This window comes from Marinobacter orientalis (genome assembly GCF_004792665.1).
GTDB classification, from domain to species: domain Bacteria; phylum Pseudomonadota; class Gammaproteobacteria; order Pseudomonadales; family Oleiphilaceae; genus Marinobacter; species Marinobacter orientalis.
This window is the reverse complement of record NZ_SRZX01000006.1, coordinates 62,166-75,970: the sequence shown is the minus strand read 5'-3', so window position 1 is coordinate 75,970 and position 13,805 is coordinate 62,166. Positions and strand designations below refer to the sequence as shown.

Below are 13,805 nucleotides of genomic sequence, written 5' to 3'. Positions count from 1 at the left end.
TACTGACCCGGCGGGTTCAGACGTTCGGGAAGGCAGACCTTGCCAGCCACGATATTATACCGAAAGCGTCGCGGGAATACTCTTGTCTGACATCAAATCAGTGACAATGAAATTACCAAACAATAACCCTGTACCACCACCAGAATCCGGAACGCCCGCCCAGCATGCCGGCCGGGCTTCAGCAGCGCAACCGTCGGTAACGCCGGATGTAGCATCCGCTCGGGTGCAGCTCGATCAGCTCAAGCTTGCCAACCGGGAAGTCACACTGGCACGGGTGGCCGAAGTGATCAACCGCCAGTCGTCCGGTGGGGCGCAGTTGTTGCTGGAAATACGCGGACAAGCGCTGACGGTTCAGGCAGCCATCGGGGAAACATCCCTGGCGACCGGTGACTGGGTCAAGGTGATGCGGGCGGGCAATGAACTGCAACTGATGGGCAAGCTTGCCCAGGCACCGGAAGCCGGCATTGCCCGTGCCCTGGCCCAGCGCCTGCCGTGGCAACAGTCCATTGATGCCGGCCTGACGAAACTTGTCGCTGCTCTTACTCAAGGCCTCAAGCAGGACCCTCTTCCCGGCCAGTTACCCTCATCCAGGCTGGCCCAGCCGCTCCCGGAGCCGGCCCGGAAGGCCATTGAACAGATAGTGGCAAGGCTTCCCTCGGGCAACATGCTGGCACCGGGCGCGGGCACTGAGGGTACCGCGCCACAACAGGTCCGCCAATGGCTTGCTGAAAGCGGACTGTTTGCCGAATCGCGCCTGGCCCGGGCGCCCGCCAGTGAGCTGCCCGATCTCAAATTGGCCCTGGGCCGGATCATCACGGCCTTGCTGGCACAGCAGGGCAGCACACCGGAACAGTTCAACCGGTTGACGCCCACCTCAACGCCAGAACTGATGCAGGCGCCGCTGCAGTTCCCGCAACCCTTGGCAACGCCCCAGGCGCGGAATGACGGCGAGCCATCCAGTGTCGGGCAGATGCTTCGCCTGCTGGCGGGAATGCTTAACCGTATCACGGTCAACCAGCTGCACAGCCAGGTATTGACGGCCAGGGGCGGCGGCGATGCAACCGCGCCGACCTCCACTATGCTGCTGGACCTGCCATGGCTGACGCCACAGAATGAACCCAGGCTGGCGCAACTGCGGATGGATCAGTATCTGGAAGACAGGGCATCGGAGGGAGAATCCCCGACGCGTGCAACAACCGAGTGGCGCCTGTCATTGGCGATGGATCTGGATGAAGCCGGCCCGCTGCACTTCGATATTGCCCTGCGGCAGCAGGCGGTCAGCGCCCGGGTCTGGGCGGAAAAACAGACGACCCTGCGCCGGGTTAATCAGGAACTGCCCGTACTGCGACAGTGTCTGGCAGATCTCGGCCTGGAGGTGACAGAGCTGGAATGCCGCCGCGGCACCCCCCAGAGCAGCGTCACCCGACTCGAACACAGACTGGTGGATACCCGGGCATGACATCACAGACAGAGCACCAAAGCAGAGCCGCCGTCGCGCTCAATTACGACGGTGAAAAAGCGCCTACGATTACGGCAACCGGCACCCACGAGCTGGCCGAGGAAATTATCCGCATTGCCCGGGAGCATGACGTTCCGTTGTACGAAAATGCAGAGCTGGCAAGCATTCTCGCCCGGCTTTCGCTCAATGAGGAAATCCCCGAGTCACTCTACCGGGTGATTGCCGAAGTTCTTGCGTTTGCCTTCCACATTCGCGGACTGACGCCCGAGGACCGGAAACCGTAGGCCTGACTGCATAAACGTTTGTGTCCCCCCCCTGTCAGGCCGCCTGGCGTTTTCTGAGTGCTGACACCAGTTCGGCTTCGGGACGGGAAATTCCGCAGGTGTTCATGAGGTCGTCGATATCAGCCCCGAGATCAACAAGTCTTGAGGCTTCATCATAGGATATCCTCAGCGGGTCATTCTGGCGCATCTCATCCAGCATGCCCCGCATCTCGTGAAGCTGGCGTTCACAGGCTACCACCCGCTGCCCGACTCCCATACTGCCGCTGGCGGTTGCATGAAGCTCGCGGCCCAGAATTTCGCAGCGCTCTTTGATCTGTTCCCGAAGCTTGCGGTTTTCGCGCCGCAACAACATGCCCTGGACAAAAAGCAGCCCCAGTGCAACGGTGGTGAGAAGCCAGGGGGCGCTGGAAGCTATATCTGCAAACATGACGGACGTCCTCGGTTAATGGTTCCCCGGGCGTCCATCCTGACTGCACTCCATCCGGCGACCGCCGGCGTTACAGTGCGGAGACTTCAGCCCATTCGTGCTCTGACAGCATCTTGTCGAACTCGACCAGTATGATCAGTTCGCCATTCCTGTTACATACACCCTGGATGAACTTGGCGCTTTCCTCATTCCCCACATTGGGTGCGGTCTCTATTTCACTGGATTTCAGGTACACCACCTCGGCCACCGAGTCCACCAGAACTCCCATCACCTGGTTGGAGGACTCCATTACCACAATACGCGTTGCGTCCGTTACTTCCGCATCCGCCAGCCCGAAGCGACGGCGTGTATCGATAACGGTGACCACGTTGCCCCGCAGATTGATGATGCCCAGAACATAATCCGGGGCACCTGGAACCGGTGCGATTTCGGTGTACCGCAACACTTCCTGGATCTGCATGACATCAATGCCATAGGTTTCGTCATCCAGCCTGAAGGTGACGTACTGCAGTACCTGATCGTCCTGGGCCTGATTTTGCTGTCCGCTCGGGGATGCCATAGCCTTGTGTCTCCTGTGGGCCGCCCCGTGCGGGCAGCCTGATCGTCAAAATTTCATCATCAGCGCCCAATACTATAATCAAGGGCACAAACCGTGCCAGCACGGCATGGTTTCATTCAGTAACCGATGTTATTGCTGAGCTAGCTCAGATCCAGATGGTGCTCGCGCTCGGCCCGGACCAGCAATTCCGCCATGGTCCTGACGTCAACCAGTGCGCACATGTGATCAATGACCGTGCCCGCCAGCCAGGGACGCTTGCTGCGGGCCGTCCGCCAGCGCACCTCGTCCGGTTTCAGGGTAAAAGACTGGGCCACGTCGTCACAGGCCAGGCCCCATTCACTGCTGTCGAGGCGGATTACAAAACGATAGTTGTCCCTGGCATTGGCCGGTGCCCTGCCTGCCATTATCCATTCAGCGGTATCCACAACACGAAGGTTGTGGTCCCGCTCCGGTCGCATGCCCATATACCAGCGCGGGCTTCCGGGAATCGGCTTTACCGGCTCGTCAATGCGGTGAATGGCTCCCAGCAGGATCAGGGGTACCGCCAGTTGCAGGCCTGCCACAGTAAAAATAAGACACTCGAAAGGCGTGTCGGACCATTCTGGCCTGCCCGGTGGCTCCGAAGCCGGTGGTGACGGAATGTCGGCGGCCGTGCCTGTCTCCGCCGCTGGCTCTGCAATCTCGGGAGTCTTTTCCACCACCGGCGCAACAGACACCGGGGTTTCAACCCTGGTTTCCGGGATTGACCTGACCACCGCCAGCGCGGGCCGGGGAGCAATGCGGGCACGCTCGCGAGCAACCCGTTCTGGCCGTGACTCCGGCGCTTCCTGCCTGGCGGTATCCGTTGCCGTATGCAGTAACTCATCCAGATAGCTGGCAATGGCGGAGGTGGGGTCTGCCACCTGCGTCAATTTCTTGTCAGGCATGCCGACGCTCCGCTAACGGGCCGGTCATTTCCTGCAAATCCTTCAGCAAATGGCTATACGCCCTTACACCATGGGTTTGCGCGTCCAGTGACGAGGGCGTAACACCGGCCTGACTGGCATCGCGAAACTTGGTGTCCACCGGAACAGCAAATCGCCAGAGTGAATCGGTATGGGTTTTACGCAACTGGTTCAGACTTTTTACCGAGGCCTGGGTGCGACGGTCAAACAGGGTCGGCACAATGGTGTAGGAAAGCCGGTTCTTCTGGGAGCGCATGATCATGGTGAGCGTATGCAGCATTCGCTCCAGGCCCTTGATAGCGAGAAACTCGGTCTGCACAGGAATAATCAGGTGCTGCGCGGCGGCAAGCGCATTCACCATCAGCACACCCAGAGATGGCGTATTATCCAGCAGCACATAGTCGAAATCGTCCCATAACTGCGCCAGCGAACGCGAGACAATCAGCCCCATTCCCTCAACACCGACCATGCGCCGCTCCAGGGTAGCCAGTGCGGTACTGGCTGGCAGCAGGGACAGCCCCGGGCAACCGGTTTCGGTAATCAGTTGCGCAGGCAGGCCGTCCGGCACCTTGCCCTGATGCTGGAACAGATCGAACACGCTGTGGGCGATGGTGTCCGGGTCATACCCGAACCAGCTTGTCAGTGAGCCATGGGGATCCAGATCCACCACCAGCACGCGTTTGCCGCTTTCTGCCAGCAGACCGCCCAACGCCACAACCGATGTGGTTTTCCCCACACCGCCTTTCTGATTGGCTACTGCCCAGATTCTCACGCTGCATTCTCCAGAAAAATCAGCTCCGGAAACGCCGGAAACCCTATAAAGGTATCGGCCATCATCCGCTCAACTTGAAGACAATTCGGCAACGGATTGCCGCCATTAAAGATGTCCGGCAATCAATACAGATATTGTGCCAGTTTGCCTGTAGCGGGCTTCGGACGTCGCCCGCCAGGCTGCTGACCGCAAACCGCTTATCGCATGGCGCCGCGGATACTGGCGTCCCGGGAAACCAGCAGAACCACGCGGCGATTGCGACGTCGCCCCTCTTCGGTGTCATTGCGGGCAACAGGCTGATGTTCACCGTAGCCCACAGCCGCCAGCCGCTCGGGCTCAACCCCCTCCATCGACAGCATCCGCACGACCGCAGCCGCCCTGGCTGCCGAGAGCTCCCAGTTCGAGGGAAACGCACTGGTTCGTATTGGCTGATTGTCAGTAAAACCTTCCATGCGGATGGCATTATCGCGATCGCGAAGTACACCGGCGATTTTTTCCACCACCTCAAAAGCGTCGTAATGGGGTTCTGCATCCCCGCTGCCAAACAGCAGGCTGTTGCGCAAACTGAGCTCCAGCCACTCATCACTGGTTTCCAGCGTCACCACACCCTGGTTTATCAACTCATCGAACTCCAGCGCCAGCTGGTCAGCCATGGCACGAAGCGCTTCGGTTCGCCCCGCCGCGCTCATGGACGGATTCTGTGGTGCTTCGGTTACCGGGGGTTCGATCACGTCTTCCGCGGCCCGGGGCGTTGAACGGCGGGGCTGATCACCCACTTCAATCGGCTGGAAGGAGCGCTGGGGCGCGTTGAAAACCCCCGTCAGTGTTTCCGACAGTACCTTGTACTTGCCCTCGTTCACCGACGACACCGAATACATCACCACGAAGAAGGCGAACAGCAGGGTGATGAAGTCGGCGTAGGAAATCAGCCAGCGTTCTTTATTGTGAAGGTCATCGTCCTGGCGCCTGCGACGTCTCACAGAAAGCCCCGCAGGCGCAGCTCGATGGACTTGGGGTTCTCGCCTTCAGCGATGGCAATGATGCCGTCGATCATCATGTCTTCATAACGGGTACGCTCCCGCAGGATGCCCCGCAACTTGTTGGCAACCGGGAAAAACAGAAGGTTTGCCAGCGCCACGCCGTAAATGGTAGCAACAAATGCCGTGGCAATGCCGCTACCCAGAGACTGCGGGTCCTCAAGGTTGGTCATCACCTGGATCAGTCCCATGACCGCGCCAATGATGCCGATGGTCGGTGAATAGCCCCCCATGGCCTCGAATACCCGCGCGGATTCCAGGTCCCGCTGCTCACGGGATTCCAGGTCCACTTCCATGATGCCACGAATGGTTTCGGTTTCAGCACCATCGACCAGCAGTTGCAGGCCCTTACGGGCAAAGCGCTCGGATTCCTTCTCCGCCAGCCCTTCCAGACCCAACAATCCCTGTTTGCGGGCTTTCACGCTCCAGTCGATAACCTTGCCAATACCATCTTCCAGGCTGATATACGGGGGAAAGAATACCCAGCGCGCCTGGGAAAATGCCCTTTTGAGCAGCGGCCAGGATGTCTGGAGAATGGTCGCTGCGAGGGTACCGCCAATAACGATCAGCGCAGCCGGTGCGTTGAACAGGGAACTGATCGCGCCGCCTTCCAGCAGGTTTCCGCCAAGAATGGCAACGAACGCAAGAATAACCCCCAGAAGGCTGAGAATATCCATCAGCTCACTCCGCCAGCCAGGCGTGGGCCAATGTCGTCAAGGGCCAGGATCTCATCCGTAAGGCCGGCTCTGGCCACCGCCATTGGCATACCGTAGATCACCGATGTCTTTTCATCCTGGGACCAGATATCGGAGCCGCTCTGTTTCATCAGCCGGCAGCCCTCCCTGCCATCGGCTCCCATGCCGGTCAGGATCACCCCAAGCGTTTTGCCCGGAAAACTGCGCGCCAGCGAGCCAAAGGTAACGTCTACACAAGGTTTGTAGTTGAGGCGATCATCACCGGGAAGAATACGCACCCGCCCCTGACCACCCCGGTTCTCTATCATCATCTGCCTGCCTCCGGGCGCGAGCAGAGCCAGCCCCGGTTTCAGCACATCGCCGTCGGCCGCCTGGCGCACTTCAATCTGGCAAAGCCTGTTCAGTCGTTCAGCGAACGCCGGGGTGAAACTGGCCGGCATGTGCTGAACCAGCACCACCGGGGCCGGAAAGCGCGCTGGCAGTGCTGTCAGTACCCGCTGCAACGCCACCGGGCCACCGGTGGAGGTACCGATAGCAACTACACTGTAGTGCTTCGCCGCTCCGCGACGGGAGGCGTGCCTGGCGGGTGCTTGTGACTCTGGTGCCGGCCGCGGAGTTTCGCGCCCGCGCTCGGTGCGGGGACTGGCGGGGGGGACAGCACGTTTTTCAGAGGATACAGTGGCCGCCGGAGTCGGAGCTGGCCCAGGAACAGATTTTGCGCCTGGCCGGCTACGTGCCACATCCAGAATGCGATCGATCAGAATCTTCTGGAGCTGGCTGGAGTCCCTGGCAATTTCCTCGAAATTCTTGGGCAGGAAATCAACTGCGCCAGCCTCGAGAGCATCCAGGGTCACGCGGGCACCCTCGTAGGTCAGGGAAGAAAACATCAGTACCGGGACCGGATGCCGTTTCATGATTTCCCGGACAGCACTGATACCGTCCATCACCGGCATTTCATAATCCATGGTGATGACGTCGGGCCGCAGCTTTGCGGCCAGCTCGACGCCCTCGCGGCCATTGGTGGCTGCGCCCACCACCCTGATCTGACCGGAAGCGGTCAGGATTTCCGTCAGTCGTTTGCGGAAGAAACCTGAATCATCAACGACCAGGACAGAAACCGTCATCCATTTCTCCTAAACCCGGGCCTGCTGCCGAGCTGCGACTGAAAACGTGTCAGCCGTAGTTCTGCAGCAGGCTTGGAACGTCAATTATGAGGGCAATACGGCCGTCACCGGTGATGGTTGCACCCGCCATTCCCGGTGTCCCCTGCAGGGCCCGACCAAGAGGCTTGATCACCACCTCTTCCTGACCGATCAGCTGGTCCACCACAAAGCCGACACGACGGGTACCCATGGCGACAATCACCACATGGGCATTCTCTGGCTCCGGCTCTCCTGCGGCACCCTTCACCAGCCACCGCTTGATATGAAACAGCGGGAAAACCTTGTCACGAACCACAATGCATTCACGGCCATCAACAACATTCTTTTTGCTCAGATCCAGGTGGAAAATTTCCACTACGTTGACCAGCGGCAAGGCGAAGGACTGATCCCCGAGCATGATCATCAGGGTGGGCATGATGGCCAGGGTCAGCGGTACCTTGATAACGATTCGGGAGCCTTTGCCCAGCTCGGACTCTACATGCAACTGACCGTTCAGCTGGCCGATCTTGGTCTTGACCACATCCATGCCCACACCCCGCCCGGACACGTCGGAAATCTGCTCCTTGGTGGAGAAGCCAGCGGCGAAAATCAGGTTGTAGCATTCGGCGTCGGTGAGCCGGTCGGCAGCATCCTGTTCGTAAATGCCCTTTTCGACTGCTTTGCGCCGCAACACCTCGGGGTCCATACCGGCGCCATCATCTTCGATAAACAACAGGATATGGTCGCCCTCCTGCTCCGCGGAAAGGGTCACCTGACCCTGGCGCGGCTTGCCCGCCTTTTCACGGACATCCGGCGCCTCAATTCCATGGTCAACCGAGTTGCGGACCAGGTGCACCAGAGGGTCGGACAACGCCTCCACGAGGTTCTTGTCCAGATCCGTATCTTCGCCGTGCATCTCGAGATTGATCTCTTTCCTGAGACTCCGCGCCAGGTCACGAACCACCCGCGGGAAACGGCCGAACACCTTCTTGATAGGCTGCATCCGCGTTGCCATCACCGCGGACTGAAGGTCGGTGGTGACCACATCCAGGTTGGAGACAGCCTTGTGCATATGCTCGTCTTCGCTCTGCGCGCCCAGGCGCTGCAACCGGTTACGAACCAGTACCAGTTCACCCACCATGTTCATGATGTCATCGAGCCGCTTGGTATCAACACGCACCGAGGTCTCTGCCACCGGCGCACTGGCGTCCCTGGACGGCATCGCAGGCGCAGCGCCACTCCTTGTTTCTGCAGGGGCCTTCTCGCGACTGTCCGGTTCGGCAGACTTTTCAGCCATGCTGTCCTCAGGCTTCGCTTCCGCTTTCCCGGCGGCAGCAGCTGGCGAGGCCTTTGCAGTATCCGCCGTGGGGCTGCCTCCCTTGCCGTGCAGGTCGTCCAGCAGCTTTTCAAATTCATCGTCCGAAATCAGGTCGTCAGTGCCGCTTTTGCCGGCATCTTCAACAGCTTCCGGCTTTTGATATTCAGTATCGCCCGTCTCTGGCGGGCCGGCGAACCGGCCCTTGCCGTGCAGCTGATCCAGCAGCGCTTCAAACTCGTCATCGGAGATTTCCTCGTCGCCGGCGCTGCTTTCGCTGCCGACAGCCGGACTGTCGCCCACGGCTCCGGCCGGGGTTGCGGCTTTCTCATCCTGCAGGGCATCCAGAAGCTGCTCGAATTCATCGTCGGTAATGTCGCCGCCGTCGACGTTTGAGCCGGATTCATCCGGCGACTCCGCCTGCTCAACCACCAGGCTCGCGGCCGGGGCTGCAGCCGCTGGTTTCGCCAGTGCATCCAGGGCGACAATCAGTTCATCGGGTGCAGGCGTCAGTTCCTCGTGACGACGAACCTGCTCGAACATGGCGTTGACGTGGTCCAGTACTTCCAGCACCACATCCATCAGTTCCGGGTCCACCTTACGCTTGTGGTTGCGAAGGATATCGAACACGTTCTCTGCGGAATGGCAGCAACTGACCAGAGCGTCCAGCTGAAGAAAGCCTGCACCGCCCTTTACAGTGTGAAAGCCACGAAAAATGGCATTGAGCAGATCACTGTCATCCGGATGTTGCTCAAGGTCGACAAGTTGCTCTGACAGCTTTTCGAGTATCTCGCCCGCCTCCACAAGGAAGTCCTGCAGGATCTCTTCATCGGCATCAAACGCCATGGGTTACCCTCTTTACTTCAGAAACCGAGACTGGACAGAAGGTCATCGACATCGTCCTGGCCCGATACAACATCTTCGCGTTCTTCCGCCTTTATTTGCGGACCCACACCCTGCTCCGCGGCAACTTTTTCCTTCTCGTCCAGCTCGTGTATGGTGCCGGTCATCTGGTCCACGTGGCTGGCCATCACCACCAGGCTCAGCAGGTGTTCTTCCACCTCCTTGACCAGGGTGGTGACCTTCTGGATAACCTGGCCGGTGAGGTCCTGAAAATCCTGCGCCAACAGTATTTCCGACAGGTTCTCGTACATGGCGCCAGCATCGGAATTGAGACTGACAAAGAAGCTATCTATCCGCGCGTACAGTTCCCGGAATTCCGCCGGAGCCATCTCGCGGCGGCGCAGTCGCTGCCATTCATCTCTCAGCTCCGCTGCTTCGTCACGAATGGCACTGGCCCTGGGCATGGCCTCTTCCACCAGATCCATGGTGCGGTTGGCAGCTTTTCCAGTCATCTGGACAACGTATTCAAGGCGGTCCGATGCGTCGGTCATTTTTGACAGCGCCTCGGACTGTTCGGCGTTACGCGGATCAATCTGGAAGTTGCGGATTGCCTCGTGGAGGCTGCGGGTCAACCTGCCTACCTCCCGGTACAGACTCTGATCCCTTACCTCGCTGAGTTCATTGATCAGGGTCATGGCCCGGCCATACTCTCCGGCGTTTACCTGCTCTACCAGCTCGGCGGCCTGGCTGCGGAGTTTTTCTGTAATCTCCGGGTCGAGACCCTGCTGCTTCTTGTCACTTTCGCTCATGGGAGCTCGTCCAACCTCTGGTTACTGGATTCGCTCGAAGATTTTCTCAATCTTCTCCTTGAGGACTGCCGCGGTAAACGGCTTGACCACGTAACCGTTGACTCCGGCTTGCGCCGCCGCAACGATCTGATCCCGTTTCGCTTCCGCAGTTACCATGAGCACAGGCAGGGTCTTGAGGTTGTCATCGGCCCTGACTTCCTTGAGAAGGTCCAGGCCCGACATGCCCGGCATGTTCCAGTCCGTGACCAGAAAATCGTATTTACCGCTGCGCAGCATGGGCAGAGCGGTATTGCCGTCATCCGCTTCATCGGTATTGGTAAAACCGAGATCACGAAGCAGGTTCTTGATGATCCGTCGCATTGTGGAGAAGTCATCCACGATCAGGATTTTCATGTTCTTGTCCAATGGGACCTCCAGTTTAAAACGCCCGGAATTCGTTTTTGGCTTCCGGCTCTCAATCGAGCAGGCCGGCAGATTAACCGCCTATTGTCTTGCCTTTGGCACGGTTGTAAAGCGCCGGTTACCAAAAGGCTACAGTAAAGAATGCTTTGCAACGCTGCACTGACACTGTGGTGCAATGAGAGCCTATTGCTGCCAGTCGGACAGCCGACCCCGCAGGCGCAGCGCCGCCTGACTGTGGATCTGGCTCACCCGGCTTTCGCTGACACCCAGCACTGCGCCAATCTCCTTCAGGTTCAGCTCTTCCTGGTAATACAGGCTGAGTACCAGTTTTTCACGTTCCGGCAGATCGCCAATGGCTGTTGCCAGGTTCTTCCGGAAGCTGTCCGAAGCCAGGCCCTCCAGTGGATTATCACTGGTCTCTGCTTCTTCTATCGGCAGCTCTCCGGATTCATTGAGCTCATCGAGGCTAAAAAGTCGGCCACTGTTGGCATCGCTCAGGGAAGAATGGTATTCATCGAGGGACAGACCAAGCTCTTCGGCCACCTCCCAGTCCAGGGCTTCACGACCCAGACGGTCCTCAACGGCCTTGATGGCTTTGGCAATGCGGCGGGAGTTTCTATGAACGGAACGGGGCACCCAGTCCCCCTTGCGGATCTCATCCACCATGGCACCACGGATGCGGATACCGGCGTAGGTTTCAAAGGTGGCCCCCCTGGTGGAGCTGTATCGCTGGGCCGCTTCCAGCAGGCCGATCATACCGGCCTGCATAAGGTCGTCCAGCTGAACAGACGCGGGCAACCGGGCCATCAGGTGGAGCGCTATTTTCTTGACCAGCGGAGCCTGCTCCTCAACGAGTTGTGAGGGCCCCTGGGTGCCAGTCTGGTGGTAAATTCCAAGTTCTTTCGCCAATGTCATGCATCCGGCTTTTCGGTGACAGGATCAAAATCAGACTTCGACGAGCCGCTCCACAAAGAATTCCAGGTGCCCGCGCGGCGACTGCGGCAACGGCCAGCTGTCAACCTTCTCCGCCAGGCTCTTGATGGCGAGCGATGCCTTGGCACGGGGATAGGCATCGAGCACGGCGCGCTGGCGCTGAACTGACTTTTTCACAGCCTCGTCGTAAGGCACTATACCCACATATTGCAGCGCCACATCCAGGAAACGCTCGGTCACTCTGGTCAGTTTTTCAAACAGATGGCGGCCTTCCTGTTCATTACGGACCTGATTTGCCAGGATGCGGAAGCGATTGGTGCCGTAATCGCGATTCATCAGTTTGATCAGTGCGTAAGCGTCGGTGATGGAAGTGGGCTCGTCACAAACGACCAGTAACAGTTCCTGGGAAGCACGGAGGAAGCTGACCACAGACTCGGATATTCCGGCTGCAGTATCCACAATCAGCACATCGATCTGGTCGCCCAGCTCACTGAAGGCATTGATCAGGCCGGCATGCTCAAACGAGGACAGCTGCGTCATACGCTGGGTGCCGGAGGAGGCCGGCACAATCCTGATTCCGCCCGGGCCGTTTACCAGCACATCACGCAGGTCGCATTCGCCGGAAATGACGTCCTGGATGTTGCGGTTGGCGGTAATTCCAAGCAATACATCGATATTGCCGAGACCAAGATCGGCATCAAGCAACACGACACGCCGCCCCATCTGTGAAAGCGCAATGCCAAGGTTTACAGCAACGTTACTTTTGCCGACGCCCCCCTTCCCGCCAGAAATCGCGATCACCTGTACCGGATGTGGTTTGCTCATACTGATCCTGATCTCTTGCCACGTTTAACCGCAGGCTGTGTTGTTGCTAAACAGCGACTGCCTCTTGCTGCTGGAGTTTTTTCAGCCTCTCCACGGCCAGCCGCACCAGCGGAACAGCCTCGGCATGGTGCAGGTCTTCCGGGATTTTCTGTCCATCGGTGTAATACGCCACCGGCAATCCCGTTTCCATGACAAATCCCAGCGCTTCTCCCAGGGTCAGCGCTTCATCAATTTTCGTCATAACGCAGCCGGAGAGATTTGCCATCTTATAGCAATGCCAGACGGATTTCATGATGCGCGGCTGACTGGTTGCGGAAACGACCAGATGGGTGCGAATCCGGTGGTGGCTGCGTGCCAGCTCCGTAAGTTGCTCCTCGTAGCCTTTGTCGGTACTGGTCAGCCCGGCAGTATCAATCAGCACAAGATGCCGGTCCGACAACTCATCCAGTATATCATCGAGTGAGTGCGACTCATCCACCACCCTGACGGGCACATTGAGGATGCGACCGAATACGAACAGTTGTTCATGGGCAGCCACCCGGTAGCGGTCAGTGGTCACCAGCGCCAGCGAGTCGGCACCATGGGCAAGCACGTAATGGGCCGCAAGTTTGCCGATGGTGGTGGTCTTGCCGGAACCGGTGGGCCCTACCAGTGCATAGACGCCCCCTTCCTCGGCCCACTCGGTACGGGCGGTTTTCACCCCGGCGGCCAGCATTTTCAGGGACTGTTTCCAGCCGTCCTCAAGGCGCCCGGCACGATGGCGGCGGGACAGTGAACCGGCAAGTTCGTGGCCCAGACCGAATTCCTGCAGCCGCTCGGCCAAACGTTGCTGCACGGCATTCACCGCCGTTTTTTCAGGCTCGGCTCCACGATGATGACCGCTGACCAGATCCCTCAGGGAGCTGATTTCAGCGCGCATCTGGGCCAGCTCACCGGAATAGGCCGGATTCGCGACTGCGGTTTCTTCCGGCACCATGTCGCTGGCGCCGGCCATATCGGCTGCCGGTCGGATATCGCCCGCGTACGCGCCATTATTCCGGCTATCTGACAGCGCACGTTTTTCCCGGACCTCGCGGATACGCTCCCTGGAACGGCCAAGTTCATCCTCCAGGCGGCGGTGCTGTTCCGCCTGGAGTTCTGCCAGCCTGGAGCCATTGGTCGCTTGCCGCGCGGCATCTCCCAACTGCTGACGCGCCATGTTTTCGTCATAATCCAGCGCTGTCACAATTTCGACACCGCCATCCACACGACGGTTGGACAGAATCACCGCTTCGGGCCCCATCTGGTCCCGCACCTGGCGCAGTGCCTCTGCCATGCTCTGGGCAAAAAACCGTTTTACTTTCATGATGACTCTCCCTC

At 59.1% G+C, this 13,805-nt stretch carries 15 protein-coding genes; 2 read left to right on the top strand and 13 right to left on the bottom strand.

The genetic code is table 11. The annotated features are described in order from the left end of the window. Positions 1 to 106: 106 nt before the first annotated feature. Positions 107 to 1,459, top strand: coding sequence for a flagellar hook-length control protein FliK (gene fliK, locus DIT72_RS15145; RefSeq protein ID WP_135956087.1), 1,353 nt, complete (start codon positions 107 to 109; stop codon positions 1,457 to 1,459). Then, a complete protein-coding gene (locus DIT72_RS15140) occupies positions 1,456 to 1,743 on the top strand; it encodes an EscU/YscU/HrcU family type III secretion system export apparatus switch protein (protein WP_135956086.1) in 288 nt (95 codons plus the stop codon). The genes fliK and DIT72_RS15140 overlap by 4 nt, the downstream gene beginning before the upstream one ends. Before the next feature lie 34 nt (positions 1,744 to 1,777). Here the strand turns inward: DIT72_RS15140 and DIT72_RS15135 are convergent, their stop codons facing one another. The 13 genes from DIT72_RS15135 to flhF form a co-directional block, all read right to left on the bottom strand. Next, positions 1,778 to 2,170, bottom strand: coding sequence for a DUF2802 domain-containing protein (locus tag DIT72_RS15135; protein WP_135956085.1), 393 nt, complete (start codon positions 2,168 to 2,170; stop codon positions 1,778 to 1,780). Positions 2,171 to 2,240: 70 nt separating this feature from the next. Then, positions 2,241 to 2,729 (bottom strand): chemotaxis protein CheW, encoded by a 489-nt coding sequence (locus DIT72_RS15130; RefSeq protein ID WP_135956084.1) that lies wholly within the window; start codon positions 2,727 to 2,729, stop codon positions 2,241 to 2,243. A 140-nt stretch (positions 2,730 to 2,869) separates the two neighbouring features. Then, on the bottom strand, positions 2,870 to 3,655 hold the full coding sequence (locus DIT72_RS15125; protein WP_135956083.1) for a chemotaxis protein CheW: 786 nt from the start codon (positions 3,653 to 3,655) through the stop codon (positions 2,870 to 2,872). Then, positions 3,648 to 4,445 (bottom strand): ParA family protein, encoded by a 798-nt coding sequence (locus DIT72_RS15120; RefSeq protein WP_135956082.1) that lies wholly within the window; start codon positions 4,443 to 4,445, stop codon positions 3,648 to 3,650. Before DIT72_RS15120 ends, DIT72_RS15125 begins: the two co-directional genes overlap by 8 nt. Positions 4,446 to 4,642: 197 nt before the next feature. Then, positions 4,643 to 5,425 (bottom strand): flagellar motor protein MotD, encoded by a 783-nt coding sequence (motD, locus tag DIT72_RS15115; RefSeq protein ID WP_135956081.1) that lies wholly within the window; start codon positions 5,423 to 5,425, stop codon positions 4,643 to 4,645. Further along, positions 5,422 to 6,159 (bottom strand): flagellar motor protein, encoded by a 738-nt coding sequence (locus DIT72_RS15110; RefSeq protein WP_135956080.1) that lies wholly within the window; start codon positions 6,157 to 6,159, stop codon positions 5,422 to 5,424. Before DIT72_RS15110 ends, motD begins: the two co-directional genes overlap by 4 nt. Further along, complete coding sequence (locus DIT72_RS15105; RefSeq protein ID WP_135956079.1) at positions 6,159 to 7,301, bottom strand: protein-glutamate methylesterase/protein-glutamine glutaminase; 1,143 nt, start codon at positions 7,299 to 7,301, stop codon at positions 6,159 to 6,161. The genes DIT72_RS15110 and DIT72_RS15105 overlap by 1 nt, the downstream gene beginning before the upstream one ends. 49 nt (positions 7,302 to 7,350) lie before the next feature. After that, positions 7,351 to 9,480, bottom strand: a complete 2,130-nt coding sequence (locus tag DIT72_RS15100) for a chemotaxis protein CheA (RefSeq protein WP_135956078.1) — start codon at positions 9,478 to 9,480, stop codon at positions 7,351 to 7,353. A 17-nt stretch (positions 9,481 to 9,497) separates the two neighbouring features. After that, positions 9,498 to 10,286: a protein phosphatase CheZ gene (locus DIT72_RS15095; protein ID WP_135956077.1), complete on the bottom strand. Its 789-nt coding sequence runs from the start codon at positions 10,284 to 10,286 to the stop codon at positions 9,498 to 9,500. Positions 10,287 to 10,307: 21 nt separating this feature from the next. Then, a complete protein-coding gene (gene cheY, locus DIT72_RS15090) occupies positions 10,308 to 10,691 on the bottom strand; it encodes a chemotaxis response regulator CheY (RefSeq protein WP_135956076.1) in 384 nt (127 codons plus the stop codon). Between the two features lie 180 nt (positions 10,692 to 10,871). Beyond that, positions 10,872 to 11,603, bottom strand: coding sequence for an RNA polymerase sigma factor FliA (locus DIT72_RS15085; RefSeq protein WP_135956075.1), 732 nt, complete (start codon positions 11,601 to 11,603; stop codon positions 10,872 to 10,874). Between the two features lie 30 nt (positions 11,604 to 11,633). Beyond that, the gene (locus DIT72_RS15080; RefSeq protein ID WP_135956074.1) at positions 11,634 to 12,446 is read right to left on the bottom strand and encodes a MinD/ParA family protein; all 813 of its coding nucleotides are present in this window, start codon (positions 12,444 to 12,446) and stop codon (positions 11,634 to 11,636) included. 46 nt (positions 12,447 to 12,492) lie between these two features. After that, a complete protein-coding gene (gene flhF / locus DIT72_RS15075) occupies positions 12,493 to 13,791 on the bottom strand; it encodes a flagellar biosynthesis protein FlhF (RefSeq protein ID WP_135956073.1) in 1,299 nt (432 codons plus the stop codon). Positions 13,792 to 13,805 lie beyond the last annotated feature (14 nt).